We start from the raw sequence: 19641 nt of genomic DNA on the forward strand, positions 1-19641 counted from the left end.
ATCCGGAATAACTACAGGTTATACTGGTTGCGGCAAAACCGCATAAAAAGCTCACCCATAGCCGATACCTGACCATGCAGGTGAGCGAACTGAAAATCACGGTAAATTTCAAGATCCTTTATATCAAGGACCGTCAGCTCGTTGTATTTGAGCTCATTTACAACAGACTGAATCGACAGGAACGCTGCTGTTTCAGAATAAAGAAGATACTGTTTGATAGCGATACTGCTTTCGAGCTGGATTTCAACATTCAAATCCTTCAAGGTCAGTCCTATTTCTGAAAGCGCCTTTCTGATCACATCCAGCGATCCTGAGCCGGCCTCTCTGAGAACAAGCGGAATCTGGCAAAGCTGCTTTTTGCTGACTTCAGCCAGTTTGGCATATTTACCACCGGCCCTGGTAACCAGCACCATCTCATCTTTTACATAAGGGGAATAGTTGATTTGCTGAATATGGCCAACGCCTTCAACAATTGCTATATCAATAGACTGGTCGAGAATGTAGCTGCTGACAACATCCGTATTTGCCTGCACGAAGGTGAGCTCGATCTTCGGATACCTCTTTTTGAATAGGGCAAGCAGCCTTGGAATGATCGTCTGGGCTACAGTGGTACTTGCCCCGATAGAAATGTTTCCAAGACCACTGTGACTGACCAGTCCTATTTCGGACTCCATCTGCTTTGAGAGGCGGATGATCTTCTCAGCATAACTTAAAAAGATATCCCCCTGTGAGGTCCTGGCGATTGCATTACCCTTCCGGACAAACAATCTGCATTGGAGCTGATACTCCATCTCTCTTACATGCTTGGTAACAGCAGGCTGAGAGATATTCAGCTCCTGGGAGGCCTTTGTAAAACTTAACTTTTGAGCTACTGTGTAAACCACCATTAACCGGAAGTCTACTGTTTTAGATATGTTCATTCAGAAAAAGCGCTTAGATATCCCCATCACCTGTGAAAGCTACGTTTACCGGATCTGCACCAGTGTAATCACTGACGCTGGTATAATCAAATCCATTTCAGCCAACTGCTTTGATCGGTCAAAATCCTGCTCAATACAATTATATCACTCCGGCGAGCTCTCGCATTTTAGCTGATAGTAAGAGCATGTACACGCACCAAGGACTTTCGCAGATCAACACATTTACAACAGAACCTTCCGGCAGTAACGTCATTATTTCTTGCTTTGTTTTTTGAAGGTAAGCACTATTGAGACAATGAATACAATCAAATACAACCAGCCCAATGCCGGTTTTCTGAAAGTGTAAGTTTGGAAGTCAAATTCACGACTTAAAGCCAATCCGATAGGAAATGCGATCAGGGCGAATACAATATTGAAGCCTATTTTATCTTTCAAGAGATTTTAGATTTAGTACTTGTAGCTATTATCACTTCCAAAAGTACGTATTGGCACATCAATAATAAAAACAGTCCTTTAATTTATCTGGTTACAACAAAATCAATCATTCAGGAAGCTTACCACAGCAATGCTTGCTTTTTATTTGGACCGGATTACAATCAATTCCGCTTCAGATCCATCCACGAAAACACAAACCGTACTAAACAGAAGCCAAAATTATGGCATCAATTTCCGGGATGTTGAGATGAAACCTGGTATATCTGAAGAATTTGTAAAAATCAAGGCATAAAAAAGGCTGCATTTTTGAAGGTATTATTACGGTAAATTCGGGCTTAGAGCGTAACCCTAGTTACATACGTAGCAAAACTTCGCCTTTCTTAAAACAAAAGCCTCTCCATGGCCGCGGCTACTTAATCATCTCAGTATTCTCAAGTCAATAAAGCCAATATTATCCCTTAGATATCTGAACGACTTAGTGTATAGTATGCGATAGTTATTTGAGACGCTATGCAAGATAAATACGCACTGTCTTTCCGGCTCCCTGAGCTATTTTGATGACGTATTCTATGAAAGAACGATTTCATTAAAAATTACTGCTGTGATCCGGAGATATATTTGACCAAAAATTATTTTAAAGCACTGATTGAACGTTTGTTAAATCTTTATTACCTTGTCTGACGTATACCACTCAACTAAATAACTCCTCTGATGAAAAACTGTACCTCAACATGCAAGATCACAGCTACTTTTTTTCCGGTATCCTTCGGTTAGGCTGATTCTTCTACAATGAATTTCTCGAATCCGGACGCAGGTCGTCCGCAGGCAGCCTATGCCCTATTCACTGCGACGTAGGTCTGTTGCCTTTATTGTTCATATCCCCTTCTATCTTTCCCTACAAAGACTATGAGTCTGAAAACTTTATATCGGTTTTTTCTTTTAACAATAGTTGCTGCCTGGTTTTCTTTCATGTGCCTGAAGCACTATCTTGAAAAAGTACTTGATCTGAATGCGGACAACAATTCCATTTTGAGCCTTTATGAAAGCTATGAAATGCTCATGGATTTCATTCCGATCTTTGTAGTTCTGATGGGAATTATCCCGCAATTAAAACCTGTTAAAAAATGGTTGGGTCAATTTTCTTTATGGAAAGATTGGAATCCTGAAATTGCAGAAGAATCAGCTATTCTGGACGCTAAACGAAACTTGATACATGTATTAAAGGGCATCTATGCGGGTTACCTTGATGAATATGCTAAATCCTGCAAAGGGCTTTCAGGCCTGGATTTGGTTACCTTAAAATTTCTTCACCATCCCGATGTGTCAAGCATACAGATAAATTCTCAGATTGCAACTGAGGAAAAAACAAACGGTCAGAACTACATTAATGGTAAGACTGGCAATTCTGTCGATCAGATTATTCTGAATGATCCGACCATTGATGTGTTTTTTGCTGTCATTTTAGGTGATGCCGGTTGTGGGAAAAGCTACAGTTTTGTAAAAAGGCTACATGAATCTCTTCTTAAAATACCTGCAAGTCCCTCAGCTGAATTTATTAAGGGGGTTAAAATACCTATACTTTTTGACGCAGGAGACTATCGAATACAAGCGAATGTCGAATCCAATGCTTTGGAAATCTGGCTATCAGACAGTCTGAAAAAACACTACAAAATAGCAAGTAAGCAGGTCAGGAACTGGCTTATCGAAGGTGGGCACCTGGCAATATGTCTGGATGGGCTGGATGAAATCCCTCAACTGGATAGAATCGAATTTATGAAGGCTATAAAAGCTTACAGTGAAAAAAATAAAACAGTCATCATTTCGAGCCGTAAAGAAGAATTTGTCAGGCTCCAATCGGACCTTCCTGTTTCGCCTCAAATTTATGAGGTAGAATCACTTGACAGACATGACATTGACAATATTATTGGTAAGATTTACATTGATAATCCTGAACATCAGACGGCAATTCGAAGTGTATTGGATTCAAAATCCGAACTATACAATTATTTAAAAGTCCCTCTGATCCTGAACCTGTTTGTAAAAACGTTTGCCACACTTAACGAAAATGATATTTCTAGAATAAAACAGCTTCCTGTAGAAGGTTGTTTGCTACTCTTGTGGGAAAAATATGATCCATTGATTTTTGCAGAGCGGCTTACTGAAAAGCAGCAAATACCTGGTACAGTCGTCAAAGAAAAAAGCCTTCATATCTCATCAGATCAGCAAAAACTCGCACGAACATACGCGGCATGGTTGTCCAGGCAAATAGACAACAAGACATTCTACATTGAAGATATTCAGCCCCGGTGGTTACTTCCTCATGACCCTCAAACCGCAAAAAGTAACAGTCAAGTATGGGCTTACTATTATACCTCCCGGGTACTCAGTGCAGTGCTACTTGCCATTGCAGTGGGCTTTTTAATCGCTAGCCCGCTCGACTTCCTGGGAAATGGTGTGCTTGCCGGGGTGCTGGTTTCATTTCTTACCTTAAAGACACTCCAAATAAAGATATCCCCCTGGGTTACTATTGTCCTTTTTGTCTCATGTGCAGCCTTGTTATGCGGACTTTACCAGGGACTGACAGTTCCCAGACAACATGCAGATATGTACGGGCTCTTCTCTGTTACAGAATCATTCTCAGGAATTGTATTCGGACTGATCGCCGGACTAACGTTTGGATTCAGAAAAATCAAACAAACAGCGGAACTGGACATTCAACCAGTAGAGCAACGCAAGTTCAGTTGGGGGCAGGCCGTCCGACACGGCTTGGCAGGCGGAGCTGCGGTGGGTTTTCTGATAGGTACTATCGGTGTGATCATTCAACTTCAACACGACAACAGGAATACATTTACTTTATGGCTCAGACCGTTTCTGCAAAAAATGAGTCAAATGTTCACCCAGCATGTAATGCCTTTCAAGTATAGTGAAACTTTGATGGTTTTCATTCTGGGCTATGGTGTTGCATTTATCGTTGCATTCATGATTATCGGAGTGATACGAGGCCGTCAGGATGTTACAACGATCGAAAAAGACTCCCGCACCGGTCTTAATTCAGGCATGCTCAAATCGCTGGAAAATGCACTGATATATGGAGTTCTTACTTTCGCAACGATTGGTATACTCTATTCGCTCTGTCTGTATACGGTGAGTGGGCTTGCTGAGTCTGTAACCAGAGCGCTCAGATTCAGTCTCGGCCTTGCCATTATCGCATCGCTCTGGTTTGGGGGGTTTGAGCTTATTCATCACTGGACACTACGGTTTTACCTGTATTTATCAGGAAGAGTGCCTCTAAGATATGCTTCCTGGGTGCAGACCATGCACAAAATAGATTTTGTGCGCCAGACCGGTGCCCGGATTAAGATCCATCATCTCTCCTTGAAAGAATATCTGCTTGCCCTACCACTCGCACCAACCCCAAATGCAAATAATGAAGCGATGATCCATAGTTTTCGGCCGCACTATCGCCGTAATGTGCTTTATAGCAGATGGCTGGGACTTTCTATGTTATTCATCATGCCATTTATTGATAGGTTTGGGTGCAATAAGTTCTGGAATCAGGAAAACGAAATTGTCTATCGCCATAATGATGAACACATTCAAAAAATAGCTGCAAATGTCTTCAAAGCAAAAAAAGACTGTTCGGTTTCATTCATTGTTGACGGCTCGGTAAAACTTGGCACTTTCGTCGGCAGCATTGCACCCTCGGGAACATCTGCAGGATTTCTTGGTTTTCCAATGGATACAGTTTACAACCTCTTCGGCAATTTTCGGCATGGGGCATTACTTTTGAAGAGAAGTGTAAATCCAAATAAATGGGAATATCTGATCGCTCCAAAATTCGAAATCCTAGGTATGGGACCGGGCAAGGCCATGCTCCAGTTAAAAAAAGGCGAATCATTTGAATTTTGTATCAATGATAATGAATGGCAAAATAACTCCGGCCATTTTCTGATTCAAATGGAATCTAAGCTCAAAGAGCTGAAATAGCGATATCACCAAATCAACTAAATATAAACATGGCACCGGTCGATTCTGCAATTTGACAACAAAGGATTAATTTGCAGTTTACTATGATACGATGCTGAATAAAAAAACAATCATGAAATCAATTGCGCTACTCGCACTGATCGTTACCACTATTTTTTTGACAGAAACAGATGATACAACCGATAAACGCACATGGCATCAACAACTGCCACCCTGCCCATGTACCAATCCGGATTTTAACAAAATAATACTTAATGATGGATGGGCAAAAGACAAAGGAGACCTGGACACATATCATCATGGAGCAACAGAATGTTTCCGCTCCTACCCATACACAAAAACCTCGGCAGGAAAATCAGGCCAGCAGTGCTGTTATGACAGTAATGGAAAGCTAATCAGCTCCGGTTCTGGTGCCGGTACACCGGATAAAGCGAGTACTTGCTCCGGAGAGGATAAAAGCGGAACTATGAAAATTCGTTTTTTTGCTCTGTTACCCCATTACTTTAGGGATGTTAAGCCCTGGAAACAAGCAGGAGAAGCATCCGAAGCATGGAAGATTTATAACAAAGAATGGGTCCCAAGCCAACCCGACTGCAGCGTGAAATAGAATAAGGAAGGTATTTACCGGTCCGGTACTGTGTTGTAATACTATTAGGTTTTCTATAGTTTTATAGAAAACCTACATTAGGGTTCCTTTTACATGCCCTCTGATCAGTTGATAGGTCTGCTTTAGTGTAATTCGAAAGTCAATCTTAAACTTCAAAACAGCCAGGTTGTAGACTACTCTAACTCAGGTATATTCCGGGGTTTCGAATTGTTGTACATTCGCATCCGCTACCGAAACCCCCTCTTGTTTTGTATAGGATAACTCTGATCGTTTTCTTTTTTTCTCTGACAGAAACAGTCTTCTGCCAACCTGTGCTGCAGCTGCCCTATGAAGGTAAGGGTAAACCTCTTTCGGCAGTAGTGAGCATAACTAACGATAGGGGTTATAGTATTACTAATCTGACAGAGAATCCGGATGTGGTATTCCGGGCTGCTCCTGGTCAGGTGAGCAGTGGCCAAAATTACTGGCTTAAAATCAGCGTTGATAATCCTAACCGGTTATCAGAGGATTTCGTTGTGAGAATAATACCTCAGTTCAACAATACGCTCTACTACTTCGATCCTGATCAGAGACAGTGGCTTACCAGCCAGACAGACGCGGCCAATAATGACGGGTCCAGACTATTAGGCCGGCACCCGCTTAGCTTTCCAGCGCAGAGCACCTCGGTTTTTTTTGTGAAGCTTGATTTCAGTAAGCTTGGCGGCGGAGATAAACAAATAAAGCTGGATGTTTCATTTCAGCGGGCTGATCTGGCGGCTGCTCATGAGCAGACTGTGAGGCTTGCTTGGGTATGCTGCGTGATTGTATTATTGGTTTTTATTTTCAACAACATTTATATCTATTGGAGCTTCCGCGATAAAGCTGTCTTGTATTATCTTTTGGCTCAATTGGGGGGAATGATCTACATTACTTCTTACAGATGGATCTTCAACGAGCTTTTACCAGTGTATATCTTCAATGTAGGTGTTCACGACATGATCACCTTTTACGATGTCCCCAGGATTCTCATGCATCTGTCGATACTGCTGGTCCTATGTGCAATCACTGCCTTCACGCGGGAATTTTTAAATACCAAAACTTATCTACCTAAAACTGATCATCTTCTTCGGAGCTGCGCGCGTGCCTACGGCGTGTTCACTCTGGTAGCTATTTTGATCAATCTTGCAGGCATCAGCATTGAATACTACACGCTTGCCTTTGATAATCTGGCCTGCTGTCTGTTGATTATTCTGATTATGTGGGCGGCCAGCGCTGCTTATGCTAAAAAGATTCCTTTTGCCACAACCTTCATACTGGCTAACGGGCTACCGTTTATGTTTATACTGGCCATTCCGATTTCTCATCTTGTCGTTGCACTTCCCAATGAAGAAAACCTGTGGTTTCCTGAGCTGGCTATTATCACGCAGGCATTTGCATTTTCCATCGCGCTCGTCGACCGCACACGGGGTATACAAAGCGCCCTGGTAACAGCCAGGATTAGCAATCAACAACTGGAATTCGATCTGAAAGAAGCAGGTTTTCAAGTGCAACTTAACCAGCTGGAAATCGACAAGGCCATTGCAGATATCAATACTGAAAAGGTAAAAAATGATCTTTTGCAACAGACGCTTCAAACCAACCAGCGGGAGCTGGCAGCATCTGCTTTACATATGGTACAAAAGAACGAACTGCTCAGCCATTTGAAATCTCAGCTGCAGCTATTAAGCCGCCCGAACCCGAGCACATCTCAGGGAATGCGCGCTATGAGCACGCTGATCGATAACAGCACGCAGCTGGATTCTGACTGGGACAAATTCAAGATCCATTTCGAGCAGGTTCACCCCCACTTTTTCACAGAACTCAAATCCAGGTACCCGGCACTGACTACAAGAGAAACCAGGCTCTACGCCTACTTCCACATGAAGCTCTCTCACAAGGAAATTGCTGCTCTTCTTAACATTGATCCTGCCAGCGTTCGAAGGGCTAAAACCAGACTGTTTAAAAAAATGGCGCTGCCAGAAACAACTCAGGAGTAAAGAAGCAGCTCTACCAGAACAATTGCAGATTCTGATCAAATTTATATAACTGTATTACAAGACCTTACAAGCTTTGTCTACGCTTTGTCTACGCCCTTTTTTTGGCTAGAGAGATTATTTTAAGCTGATTTGTAGCCGGTATAAAAAACGGCCCCTCCTCTATTAATTCGTCAAAAGTATTAGTGCCCGGTAGACCCGGGCCAACTAAACTTTCAGGAACTTGACTTGTTTTATTTGAATAACGCCGCCAGCTTCAAATGCTAAAAAGATTGCTACTTCTTGCAGCTTTACTGATCGTCAGATACCACGCCGGAACACATCGTGATTCGGATGATGGAAATGAAAGTTCATTTTCCAAAGGCCTGGTTGGGCTAAATTCGGCAGGTCATAACATCAGCGGATTATGCCCGCTCGTGCAGCGGGTTTATTTAGTATTTGCAGTCAAACCCCAAGAGCAGGATTTAAAAAGCACGACAGCTACTGATCCAACCGAGAGCATGGACCGGCTGGTACTTGAAAAACGCACCAAAGAATTGGAGAAGGAAAACCAGCAGCTTCGCGCCAGACTTAACGAGCTAAATGGGAAAGATTCTGATGCTGGCGATCCTGTGCAGCAAGATACAGGTATATACGGCCCGCAAGCCATGAGAATCAGATAGAAGTGAAAAAGAAATAACCACCCGCTTCAAATCTGCCCCCCCACAAATAAAAAATCGGTTAGGGTGCTAGTATCATAACACCCTAACCGACTAAAAAGCTATCTGCTATCTGATTTACAGCTTGAAACCTACCGTGGCCCTAAGAACGTTGTTCTTGCTGTTGCTGTCTTTGATGAAACGGCTCATACCCCACTCATGCGACAAATCAATCGTCAGGATTCCGAACTCAATGCCAATCCCGCCAGCAAGTCCGTAAGAGAACTCTTCAATATTATCTTTGTCAAAACGCGACTGATTGTCCTTATCTACTGCGATCACATAATTACCGGTCGCCCCACCTTTGATATTGAATTTAAAGAAACCGCTGTTAGCTTTGGTCAGATACAGACCCAATAGCAAGGGTACTTTCAAAGAGTGAATCCGCGGTCCGTCAAGAAGCGGCGCTGTTGATAGGCTGTCTGAGTCTGTAAAGCGCAGTGATGAGTTAAAGTAATGAACCCCTGGCTGCACAAAGAATCTTCTTGTATGCATCCGGAAATCAAGACCCGCATTCCAACCCGTTCTTCCGTCTGCTTCGTTATTGGAGAAATCCGCTTTAAAATCTGATGCATGTACCCCTACCATTGGGATTACCCACATACCTGATTTGCGCGGCTGTCTCTCTGAGAAGCGCTCCTTGAACCCACCCTGACGAGGCTCAGGACGACCTGCGTCAGACCTTGGCTCAAAAGTATCCTGATACATCCGCGTATTTCTTTGCTTCTTCCAGGCAAGAAATTCCTCATAGTCGCTTCTTTCTCCTTCGCTCATTGCCAAAGGCTGAATCACAGCAGCAGCCTGAACCGGTGCTTGTGCTACCGCTGGTCTTTTCTCATAATCAGAAGGAATGATGATATTGTTGATAATGATATTGGGCTGTCCTGCCTGCTGTGGATAATTCTTATAGGTAGATTCCACAACCTGCTCCGTAATCGTTTTCACAGACTCACGGCTCACAGCCGCATTGCCTACCTGAACAGGATTATTGATCTGCTGTGCAGGTGCTTGCGGCTGCTGACGTTCAGCCACTGGTGCAGGCTGCTCTATTCCTGGCATAACCGCTTGGGCTGGTGCAACAGGTGCTGCTACCGACGGTGCAGAAGCATTTGCGACAGTTGCCACCTGGCCGGAAAGTTTGGATTCCTGCTCAGCAATCTTCTGTTGCAATGAATTGATATCAGCATAAAGCTTCTCCTGGTTATCAGCTGCCTTACGCGCATTCTTTGCGTCCCGTTCCGCCTTTCTGGCTGCGGACTTAGCTGCATTGGCTAATTTCTTATCCTGTGCGTTCGCACTGAGCCTGGCCGCGGCCTGTTGATTTTCCCGGGCAGATACACGCGCCTTCTCAGCTGCTTCCTTCGCGTCTTTTGTTTTGGCCTCATAATCGTTTTCCAATTTAGCCAGCTCTAACTTTCTCTTATTAACCTCCTGTCCGTCTTCAAGTTGCTGCTTTTGCTGCTGAAGTACCTTTACCGAATCCTGTGACACCACCTGTGCAATCCCTGCCCCTCTACTCAAAAGAAGAACTACCGCTACCGTTAGAAATTTAATTTTCATAGCATTGTTTAGTTTGTTTGCCTCTTTTTACTAAACTTTTATGCCATGGTCACTATTTAGTGACAAAAAAATCTACCCTGAGCACGAGGTAAATGAGTGGTTTGAGGGTTAAAAGCTACATCAATCCTATCTCGAATAAGTGCAAGCTGCACCACAAAATACGTATATAGCGAATCTTAAAAAAAGTCAAAAAAGGTAGTTTCTAACCTATTGTCAGCGCGTTCCGGTTCCACACTTTTCCCCAACGAAATGAACAATATTTCTGCCTAAAATGGCTGGTTTTCTACCTTAAATGTTGTCACCATAGGTCTACTACTATTGACTACACAATATATTCTCTGCAAAGTCATACAAAGGAATTCGACATTAACGTCTCAACTATTTGAATCATACAAAAGAATAGTACTATTATGCATTTCACACCCCCACTAAATAATTTCCACAGATAATTCTGTGATGTGTCATTTTTTTTAACTTAAATTTGTCCATCATTACTCAACTCAAAATTCCGGTTCCGAATTCGCTGGTTTCACCCTCAGCCACGAACGATACACCGAAACGATTTATGCTGAATTGGCTTTTTAATAAAAATAAGAGTAAAGAAGTGCATCTTGACCATATTGGTCTTGATCTGCATTCGCATCTGATCCCTGGCATTGACGACGGCGTTGAAACCATAGAACAGTCGGTGGAGATGCTTGCTAAGATGCAAGAGCTCGGTTTCAGAAAGGCGATCACTACCCCACATGTAATGTGGGACATGTATAAAAATACCCCTGACACTATTCTACATGGCTTGGCAGACATCCGCCTCGCTGCCAAAAACGCTGGTCTCACAATTGAGGTAGACGCTGCCGCAGAGTACTTTATTGATGAGCACTTTGTAGGCATGCTTACCAACGGCGAAAAAATCCTCACACTTCCCGGAAACCGGGTGCTCGTGGAACTTCCCTACTCCACGCAGCTGATGAACACTTCAGAAACGTTATTCTATATCATTGAAAAGGGCTATCGGCCTGTGCTCGCTCATCCTGAACGTTATACCTACTTTTACTCAGATCCTTCTGTGTACAAAAAACTGTGTGACCAGGGCTGTGAACTACAGGTAAATCTGCTATCGCTAAGTAGCTATTACGGCGACAATGTACATAAGATGGCGGTATACCTGCTCAAACAGGGTCTGATCACCTACATAGGTACAGACGCCCACCGTCTTCAACATTTGGATTTAATCAATAAGACCAATAAAGACGGCTGGCTGGACAAGTACAGTTTTCAAAACCAAAAACTTTTAGAAGAATAATTCACTATATTAGAATATATTCTACATTTGTAGTTATTATTAAAAAATTAAATCTACAATTGTGCTCATATAGTACATAAAAACTAGAAGCCATGCAGGGAGAAAACAGCTTATGTGCTCATTTGAGCGCGGAAATTGCAAAAGATACTATTCTTTTAAATCATAGAAATTAACTATTCCATCCTCAACAACAGACATTCTTACATGCGCCATTTTTCAAAATTGTTGTTCAAATTCACTTCCCTGGCTTGTATCGCCGTACTTTTCGCTTTGGGGCTTACAACTTCCTGTGTGTCTCCAAAATCAATTGTATATTTCCAAGGAGATTCTACAAAATATCATACACAGGAAATAAAGCAGCAATATGTTCCTGTTATTCAACCTAACGACCTGCTGTCAGTGGTCGTCGGAAGTTTAAGCGCGGAGGCCAACGAGGTCTTTAACACACCTAATATGTTCACAACAGCAAGTGCAAACTATTCAGCGACAGCTGCCGGAGCACGTTTACAGCCATTAGGTTATTTGGTTGACGTAGAAGGTTCCATAGAATTGCCTCTGATTGGTAAAGTAAAGATTGGGGGATTGCCAACCAATCAGGCAGCCGAAACAATTCGTAAGCTGTTGGCCAGTTACCTTAAAGAACCAACGGTGGTGGTAAGAAATCTCAATTTTAAGATATCGGTGCTGGGTGAGGTGAAGCTTCCTGCCATCTATGTGATTCCTGACGAAAAAATAACACTACCTGAGGTTTTAAGTATGGCAGGTGATTTAACTATCTACGGAAATAGAAGCAATGTGATGATCATCCGTGAAGAAAATGGAAAAAGAGAGTATGCACGCATCGATCTTACTTCGAGAGAGATATTCGATTCCCCTTATTATTACCTCCACAAAAACGATGTTATTTATGTGGAGCCGGTGAAATCCAAAATGCTTGACACCGATAGCCGTGTCCGGACAGTTCCCATTATCGTAGCAATTGTAGGTGGTATCAGCACTTTGGGAATTTTGATTTTAAACCTCACTCGCTAAAATTCACTCAACACACGATGAAAAACCAATCCAACGATATGCAACAGGAGTTCTTCGAGGAAGACGAACAGCAATTTGACCTTAACGCATACATTAGGCGTTACTTTCGATATTGGTATCTATTTCCAATATTCCTGGCAATTACAATTACGGCAGCTTTCTTTTATCTCAAGATCACACAACCCGTTTATAGCACTAAGGCCACTATTTTAATTAAGGATGAGCAAAAAGGTTTGAGTGGCTCCCAGGGCGATATACTTTCTGAATTAGGCTCTCAGTTTGGAGGGAATAAACTTGTAGAAAATGAGATTGAAATTATTAAGTCTCAAAATTTGATGGAGCAAGTTATCCGTGAACTAAGCCTTGACGTATCCTACAGTACAAAAGACGGCTTGCGCACTATTAATCTGTATGGAGCTACTCCAATTATCGTCAAGCCAGAGGTTATAACTGATTATGGCATGGCTGAACCGATGCTGATTCGAATGGTGGATAGTACTCATTTCCGTTTTAACACCGAAGAAAAAGTATTCTCTTTTGGTCAACGCTTTAACAATCAATGGGGTGCTTTCGTGGTACAGAAAGGTACAGACTCTCATTTCAATGATATAGAAATTGATTTTACTGATTCAAAGAAATTGGCTCAGAATATGCTTAGAAAATTAACTGTACAGCAGCCAAACGTAAAAAGTACAGTTCTTGAGCTTGTATATGAAGATGTTAATATAAGACGATCAAAAGACGTCCTTAATAAGCTGCTTGATGTATATGTTCAATCTTCATTAAACGACAAAAATGGTGAAGCCAGTAACACACTCAAATTTATAGAAAATAGACTAGGTCTAATAACTGGGGAGCTCGGTGATGTTGAAAAAGATGTTGAGGCATACAAAACCAATCAAGGCTTGACAGACATCAGTGCCGAATCTGAATTATTTCTGCAAAATATCAAGGAGAATGATGCGAAATTGAATGAAGTCAGTACAAAAATCAGTATACTCGAAAGCGTAGATAATTTCGTCCAAAATGCAGATGCAGGCGCAACAGCTCCCGCAACTTATATGATTGACGATCCGGTTTTGGTATCGCTTCTAACAAAATACAACGAGCTGGACTTGCAGCGCGAGCGTTATGCGCGAACAACTACGGCTAAAAACCCGTTGCTGGAAACTATCAATACGCAACTGGAAGGTACCCGCCAGGCAATTCGTGAAAACGTACAGAATCTGAAGCGCGGGATGGCTGTGACTAAAAAGAACCTGGAAGGCATCAATACGCGCTTTTCCGCTGGACTACGTAGCATTCCAAAGAAAGAGAGGGAGTACGTTGGCATCAAACGTCAGCAATCGATCAAGGAGGAACTGTATCTTTATCTCTTGCAGAAAAGAGAAGAGACGGCATTGGCTTATGCCTCTACTGTTACGGACAGCCGTTTGATTGATGCGCCGATTACTAGCTACAACCCAATCAAACCAAAACGTTCGACCATCTGGTTAGGCTCCTTAGCTGCTGGAGTAATACTACCTATACTACTGATAAACCTAATTTTCATGCTGAACAATACAGTTCAGACACGTGATGAAATTGAAAAACGTTCGGGGTCGTCTGTATTAGGTGAGATTGGTTTAATGAAAACTGTCAAAGGCGAACCTGCTTCAGAATCCATCATTAAAATGACAAGCCGCTCAGCAGTAGCTGAACAGTTTCGGGCGCTACGTACCAACCTGCAATACCTTGGAGATGGAAACTGCCGTACCATCATGTTTACTTCAAGCATCGGTGGAGAAGGAAAAAGTTTTATCAGTATCAATCTGGCTGCCAGTTTAGCCTTCTCTGACAAACGTGTGATCCTTTTAGGTCTTGATTTACGTAAACCTTCTCTGCATGAACGCCTTCAATTATCTAATGCAAAAGGAGTTTCTAACTATCTGGTGGGGCAAGGCACTCTGGATACTCTGATCCACAGCACTGGTGTTCACCCGAAATTTGATGTAATGGTGAGTGGACCTATCCCTCCTAACCCATCCGAGCTGATCAGCAACGGCCGTCTGCCTAAACTGATTGCTGAATTGAAAGAACGTTATGACTATATCCTGATTGACTCTCCACCTTATGGTCTGGTCACAGATGCAGCACTAATCGCAGAGCAGGTGGATGCCACATTGTATGTAGTAAGATTTAACTATACCGTTCTGGATCACCTGACAAGAATCGGTGAGCTGAAACGTACCAAACGTTTTGCAAATCTTTCTGTGATTTTCAACGGTGTAAATTACGGTGCCGGTTATGGATATGGTTATGGATATGGTGGTTATGGATATGGCTACTATACAGATGATAAGAAGCCGAAGGGAATGGAGTTTGGAGGGAAGTTGAAGAAGTTGGTGGGGAAAGGATAATCGTGATGATTAGTTGTTAAGGGTTAATTGTTAATGGAGTTTAAACGCAGAGAGAGAAGAGTTAATACGCAGAGTTTCACAGAGAATTACAGTAATAATCTGATCCTCTCCGCGTAACTCAGCGACGACTTATTATTACTCTGCGTTTAAAACCATTTGACACATAACACTATAACTTAACAGTGCCATAATATAGAAATACTTCACAGTTAAGCTAATAAAAGTATTAATATGACATTTCTCATATTCCACAAAAATGGCTTGGAGTATTATAAAAATAGTATTAGTTTCGAGTAGGTTTTATAACAGATAATCAGCGAGATAGTATTACGCGAGCTTGAATTATTTTTATTTAACCACACGATATACCCTTTACTCAACGTTATGACTATAAATTCAAAATGCCTTTCTCCTCAGAGTTGGCGGCTTACATCGTCGCAGCCGATTCTTCTACACGGAGATTCACAGAGTTATTCAGGAGAACCTGCGCGTTTTCTTTCTCTGTGGAACTCTCCCGATCTCAGTGGTTCTCTGTGTAATCCAAGAAAACAAACACCACAAAATATTTAACCTATGAAAATTGCTGTAGTTGGAACCGGCTATGTGGGCCTAGTAACCGGAACATGTTTTGCCGAAACCGGCAACCAGGTAACTTGTGTGGACATTGACGCCAACAAGGTTGCTCGTATGCAAAATGGCGAAATACCTATTTATGAGCCAGGTCTGGATGTTCTTTTTGACCGTAACATTGCTGAAGACCGTCTTAAGTTCACCACAAATCTGGAAGAAGGTATCCAGGATGCAGAGGTAATCTTCCTTGCACTCCCTACCCCTCCGGGTGAAGACGGATCGGCTGATTTGAAATATATACTGGGCGTAGCCAATGACCTGGGTCCTATCCTGAAAAGCTATGCTGTGATCATCGATAAAAGTACTGTACCTGTCGGCACTGCTGAAAAAGTACACACTGCGATTGCAGCAAATGCTACTGTTGATTTCGATGTTGTGTCTAACCCTGAATTCCTTCGTGAAGGTGTGGCAGTAGAAGACTTTATGAAGCCTGACCGCGTGGTAGTCGGTACCAATTCCGATCGGGCTAAAAAGGTGATGGAGAAACTCTACGCGCCACTGGTTCGCCAGGGCAATCCGGTGATCTTTATGGATGAGCGTTCGGCAGAAATGACCAAATACGCTGCCAACTCGTTCCTCGCACTGAAAATTACTTTCATGAACGAGATCGCAAACCTGTGCGAAAAAGTAGGTGCTAACGTAGATGATATACGTCGTGGTATTGGAACAGACAGTCGTATTGGTAAACGTTTCCTTTTTGCCGGTATTGGATACGGTGGAAGCTGTTTCCCGAAGGACGTCCAGGCCTTGGCCAAAACTTCGGCAGACTATGGATACGATTTCCGTACCCTTCGTTCGGTGATGGCAGTAAATGACGATCAGAAAAAGAAACTCCTGCCGATCGTGAACGACTACTTCTCAGGAGACCTGAAAGGCAAAACGATTGCCGTATGGGGACTGGCTTTCAAACCGTACACAGACGACATCCGCGAAGCACCGGCTTTGGAAAACATCAAAGCTTTGCTGGATGCTGGTGCAAACATCACTGTATATGATCCTGAAGCGATGGACAATGTAAAGAAACTTATCCCTGGTATCACGTATTGTCACACTGCCTACGCAGCTTTGGATGATGCTGATGCCCTGATGATCTTTACAGAATGGCCTCAATTTCGTACACCTGACTTTGAAAAAATGGGTAAGCTGCTGAAAGAAAAAGTAATCTTCGACGGCCGTAACCTGTATGAATTGGATACGATGAAGGACCAGGGATTTACTTATTACAGTATTGGACGTGAGGCTGTGAATCCAGTTGTACTGGCGTAAAAGGTTCTAAGGTTTCACCCAAAGTCGCGAAGTTTTTACGCAAATAACTCGGAGTTAAGGGTTAATGGATGTCAGAATGAGCGGAGTCGAAGTCAGTCCAATATGGTTGCCCATTAACGCCCTTCGACAGGCTCAGGGTGACAAAGCAAATTCGTCTTTGTGTGCTTTGCGAAACCCATTGCGTCTTTGCGGTAAAAATTTAAAGACAAATGTCAGGCAGAAAGTATGTCACATTGAGCTTGTCGAAATGTTTTAGCCGTCACCCTTCGACCGCATCGGCGGACCGCGGCTCAGGGTGACGGCAGTACTGTGACAGAAAATATAAAAAAGATAATAGATTTTACTCAACGTTATTTTAACCTTAAAAAGCTGATAGCTAAAAGCTAATAGCCCAAAAACATGCGCATCGTTCACGTCATATTATCCGGAGGAGTGGGAAGCCGTCTGTGGCCGGTCTCACGGAAGTCCATGCCGAAGCAGTACATCCCCATGTTTGGGGAGAAGTCCTTGTTTCAACTGACTGCAGAAAGAAGCAAAAGCCTTGTAGATCAAACCCTGATTGTTGGCAATAAAGACAACTACCTGTTGTCGCAAGCAGACTTGCTTCGTGCCGGAGTAGGCAACTTTACGGAAATCATTGAAGCTGCACCACGCAACACAGCAGCGGCCATTGCCTTTGCGGCACTGGCTGTTCAACCGGATGATATTTTATTGGTGACTCCGTCAGACCATATCATCACAGATGAAAAGGCCTACGAGGCGGCATTGACCGAATCCATTGAGCTGGCTAAACAAGGATACCTGGTAACTTTTGGCATCACCCCTATTAAACCGGAAACGGGTTACGGCTATATCGAATACAACGGCAATGAAGTAATTTCATTCCGTGAAAAGCCTGATGCAACTACCGCGCAATCATTCCTGGATGCAGGTAATTTTCTTTGGAACAGCGGTATGTTCTGTTTTCAGGCAGGTACCTTCCTGGCAGAACTGGAAGCATTCGAACCGGAAATTCTGGAAAAATCAAAAACTTGTTTTGCATGTCGTGCGGAGAGTTTCCTGCCGGAATTAGAAACCAGCCAGATCCCGTCCAAAAGTATTGACTATGCTGTGATGGAACGTTCTTCTAAGATCCGTGTAGTACAGGCCCGCTTTGGTTGGTCAGACCTGGGATCCTTTGAGTCCATCTGGGAGCACTGGGAAGGACAAGGAGAAACACAACATTTTAAAAACAACAATTGTGTAGTAGGTTCCAAAAAACACGTCGAGTTCCTGGGAGTAGACAACCTGGTACTCGTAGAAACCGAAGACGCCATCCTGGTACTATCGAAAAACAATAGTCAGGATGTCAAGAAGATATATGAGAGATTGGAAGTGGAAAAACCGGAACTGGTGAACTAGCAATGAGCTGTTAGCTTATAGCGATTAGCTAAAAAGTTAAACGCAAAGTTTTTGTCAGGCTGAGCCTGCGGTCGAAGCCTAATTGTATAAGGCATTTCGACTCCGCTCAATGTGACAATAAACTCAGCGTCAAACACTGTGTAACTCGTTTCAAAAAAAGAATAACATAAAATTCAAATAACACCCGCCGACGGCCGCCCGTAATGATGGACCAAGCCGAAAGCCGATAGCTAAAATAAAGATGTCAAACAAAGTCGCTCTTATTACCGGTGTAACCGGCCAGGATGGTGCATATCTCACCGAACTTCTATTAGGAAAAGGATACACCGTACACGGTATCAAACGTCGTAGCTCCTTGTTCAACACGGATCGTATCGACCATTTGTACCAGGATCCGCACGTAGATAACGCCAAGTTCATCCTGCACTACGGTGATCTGACCGACTCTATGAACCTGACCCGTATCATTCAGGAAGTACAACCAGACGAAATCTACAACCTGGCTGCGATGAGCCACGTACAGGTAAGTTTTGAGATGCCGGAATATACAGCGAATGCAGATGGTATCGGTACACTTCGTATTCTGGAAGCGGTTCGCCTTTTAGGTTTGACTAAAAAAACAAAAATATACCAGGCATCCACCTCAGAGCTTTATGGATTGGTGCAGGCAGTTCCACAATCAGAAACAACCCCCTTCTACCCTCGTTCTCCTTACGCAGTAGCGAAAATGTATGCCTACTGGATTACAGTAAACTACCGAGAAGCTTATGGTATGTTTGCATCTAACGGAATTCTTTTCAACCACGAATCTCCGTTACGCGGTGAGACCTTTGTAACGCGTAAGATTACACGTGCAGCTGCGAAGATCGTCCTGGGGTTACAAGATACTTTGTATATGGGTAACATTGACGCCCAACGCGACTGGGGACATGCCAAGGATTATGTGGAAGCGATGTATCTGATCCTGCAACAGGAAACCTCCGAAGACTTTGTGATAGCAACAGGTGTAACGACCCGTGTACGCGAATTTATACGTAAGACATTCGCATTCCTTGGCGTAGAGGTAGCATTTACCGGCATCGAAGAAAATGAAATCGGAACAATTGCATCTGTCAATATAGACCGCCTTAGCGAATTAGGTATCCAGAATGGAGAGCATTTGAAAGCGGGCACTGTGGTACTAAAAATTGATCCTAGATACTATCGCCCTACCGAAGTAGAACTTTTGATAGGAGACCCAACCAAATCTCAGGAAAAATTAGGATGGAAACCTAAGCATACTTTGGATACATTGATTGAAGATATGGCAAAGTCGGATCTGAGATTGTTCCAAAAGGATCAGTTACTTCTAAATGAAGGTTTCGGAATTCTTAATCACTTCGAATAATATC

The 19641-nt window shown here is 43.0% G+C and carries 13 protein-coding genes; 10 read left to right on the forward strand and 3 right to left on the reverse strand.

Annotated features, from left to right (window positions below):
- Positions 1–11: 11 nt before the first annotated feature.
- A complete protein-coding gene (locus DSL64_RS02655; RefSeq protein ID WP_115829076.1) occupies positions 12–920 on the reverse strand; it encodes a LysR substrate-binding domain-containing protein in 909 nt (302 codons plus the stop codon).
- A 252-nt stretch (positions 921–1172) separates the two neighbouring features.
- A complete protein-coding gene (locus tag DSL64_RS02660) occupies positions 1173–1355 on the reverse strand; it encodes a hypothetical protein (RefSeq protein ID WP_115829077.1) in 183 nt (60 codons plus the stop codon).
- A 906-nt stretch (positions 1356–2261) separates the two neighbouring features.
- On the opposite strand from DSL64_RS02660, the gene DSL64_RS02665 reads away from it, so the two are divergent.
- The 4 genes from DSL64_RS02665 to DSL64_RS02680 all read left to right on the forward strand — a co-directional run bounded on the left by DSL64_RS02665 (position 2262) and on the right by DSL64_RS02680 (position 8623).
- Complete coding sequence (locus DSL64_RS02665; RefSeq protein WP_115829078.1) at positions 2262–5342, forward strand: NACHT domain-containing protein; 3081 nt, start codon at positions 2262–2264, stop codon at positions 5340–5342.
- 112 nt (positions 5343–5454) lie between these two features.
- On the forward strand, positions 5455–5949 hold the full coding sequence (locus DSL64_RS02670) for a hypothetical protein (RefSeq protein WP_158547854.1): 495 nt from the start codon (positions 5455–5457) through the stop codon (positions 5947–5949).
- A 248-nt stretch (positions 5950–6197) separates the two neighbouring features.
- A complete protein-coding gene (locus DSL64_RS02675) occupies positions 6198–7964 on the forward strand; it encodes a 7TM diverse intracellular signaling domain-containing protein (protein ID WP_158547855.1) in 1767 nt (588 codons plus the stop codon).
- A gap of 257 nt (positions 7965–8221) precedes the next feature.
- Positions 8222–8623 carry a hypothetical protein gene (locus tag DSL64_RS02680; RefSeq protein WP_115829081.1) on the forward strand — a complete coding sequence of 134 codons (402 nt, stop codon included), beginning with the start codon at positions 8222–8224 and terminating at the stop codon, positions 8621–8623.
- Between the two features lie 114 nt (positions 8624–8737).
- Here DSL64_RS02680 and DSL64_RS02685 read toward each other — a convergent pair whose 3' ends face one another.
- Complete coding sequence (locus tag DSL64_RS02685) at positions 8738–10219, reverse strand: outer membrane beta-barrel protein (RefSeq protein ID WP_115829082.1); 1482 nt, start codon at positions 10217–10219, stop codon at positions 8738–8740.
- Positions 10220–10784: 565 nt separating this feature from the next.
- Between DSL64_RS02685 and DSL64_RS02690 the strand changes: the two genes are divergently transcribed.
- From DSL64_RS02690 to gmd, 6 genes are all read left to right on the forward strand, one after another.
- Positions 10785–11522 carry a tyrosine-protein phosphatase gene (locus tag DSL64_RS02690; protein WP_115829150.1) on the forward strand — a complete coding sequence of 246 codons (738 nt, stop codon included), beginning with the start codon at positions 10785–10787 and terminating at the stop codon, positions 11520–11522.
- A gap of 204 nt (positions 11523–11726) precedes the next feature.
- Complete coding sequence (locus DSL64_RS02695) at positions 11727–12554, forward strand: polysaccharide biosynthesis/export family protein (protein WP_115829083.1); 828 nt, start codon at positions 11727–11729, stop codon at positions 12552–12554.
- Between the two features lie 17 nt (positions 12555–12571).
- Entirely contained in the window at positions 12572–14953 is a 2382-nt protein-coding gene (locus DSL64_RS02700; RefSeq protein WP_115829084.1) for a GumC family protein, read from the forward strand.
- A 573-nt stretch (positions 14954–15526) separates the two neighbouring features.
- The gene (locus tag DSL64_RS02705; protein WP_115829085.1) at positions 15527–16849 is read left to right on the forward strand and encodes a UDP-glucose dehydrogenase family protein; all 1323 of its coding nucleotides are present in this window, start codon (positions 15527–15529) and stop codon (positions 16847–16849) included.
- A 399-nt stretch (positions 16850–17248) separates the two neighbouring features.
- Entirely contained in the window at positions 17249–18250 is a 1002-nt protein-coding gene (locus tag DSL64_RS02710; protein ID WP_115829086.1) for a mannose-1-phosphate guanylyltransferase, read from the forward strand.
- Between the two features lie 241 nt (positions 18251–18491).
- Positions 18492–19637, forward strand: a complete 1146-nt coding sequence (gmd, locus tag DSL64_RS02715; protein ID WP_115829087.1) for a GDP-mannose 4,6-dehydratase — start codon at positions 18492–18494, stop codon at positions 19635–19637.
- Positions 19638–19641: the final 4 nt, after the last annotated feature.

Origin of the sequence: Dyadobacter luteus (assembly GCF_003383615.1) — a bacterium.
Classification (GTDB): Bacteria; Bacteroidota; Bacteroidia; order Cytophagales; family Spirosomataceae; genus Dyadobacter; species Dyadobacter luteus.